The 1,009-nt window shown below is 69.1% G+C and carries 1 protein-coding gene; it reads right to left on the reverse strand.

Annotated elements, in window-relative coordinates:
- A partial coding sequence (locus tag JMF90_RS38345; protein ID WP_201326470.1) for a sensor domain-containing diguanylate cyclase occupies window positions 1–931 on the reverse strand: 931 nt, incomplete at its 3' end.
- Window positions 932–1,009: the final 78 nt, after the last annotated feature.

A 1,009-nucleotide genomic window follows, 5' to 3' on the forward strand; every position in this document is an offset into this window, starting at 1 on the left:
CCGAGCGCCGCACCGCGGCCTGCATCCGCGTGGCGACCTCGCGCAGCGCGGCGTCGCCCGCGCGGTGGCCGAACCCGTCGTTGATCGGCTTCAGGCCGTCCATGTCGATGTTGAGAATGCCGAGCCGGCCGCTCGCGCGCAGCGCCGTGTGCATCGACTGGCGCAGGCGGTCGTAGAACAGCGCGCGGTTCGGCAGGCCCGTGAGCGCGTCGTGCGTCGCGCGCAGGTACAGCTCGTTCGCTTCGTTGCGCGCCGCGTGGAACATCGCGGCGGCGATCAGGTCGGCCATCAGCCGCAGCGTGCCGGCGTCGGCCGGTGAGAAACCGTCGACGTCCGGCGACATCACCTTCAGCACGCCGACCGTCGTGTCGGCGTGCGTGAGCGGCATCACGAGCATCGAGCGCAGGCCGACCCGGCGGCATGCGTCGCGATCGACGCGTGGGTCGGTTTCCGAATCGATACAGTGCAGCAACGCGCCCTGCTGCACGCACAGGCCCGACAGGCTGCCCGAGCGCCGCAACCGCAGGCCGAGCATCCCGGCGGCCGTGCCCGACGCGGCGCGGTACACCATGTCGTCGCCTTCGGCGAATTCGACCGCGGCGGCGCTCGCGCCGGTGAGCTGGGGCACCTGTTCGGCCACGTAGGCCATCACGCTGCCGAGGTCGAGGCCGAGTTTCGCGATTTCGGCTTGCGCGGCGATGATGCGCAACAACGTGTCGGGGGACGGCGTGGCGGCGTCGGTGGTTTGATTCAAGTCAGTTTTCCGTGAAAAAGTGCATCGCGCGGCGCGCGCTTGCGGTAGCATACGCGCCGCTCGCGGCAGCGCGTGCCGGGCGGTTCGCACCGGAACGTGGCCGGTGCCCGGCCAGCCGTACCGCGCCGGCAGTATGCCGTTCCAGCCATCCGGCGGCAACGGCGCAATTCTTGCCATTCACTCTTCCTGCGCGGCATTTCCGACCGAATTGAGATTTTTTCGCTTCTCAGTCGCGAATCACGGTGAGTTTTGTTC

It is taken from the genome of Burkholderia sp. E168m23, from assembly GCF_016586125.1.
GTDB lineage: Bacteria > Pseudomonadota > Gammaproteobacteria > Burkholderiales > Burkholderiaceae > Burkholderia > Burkholderia orbicola.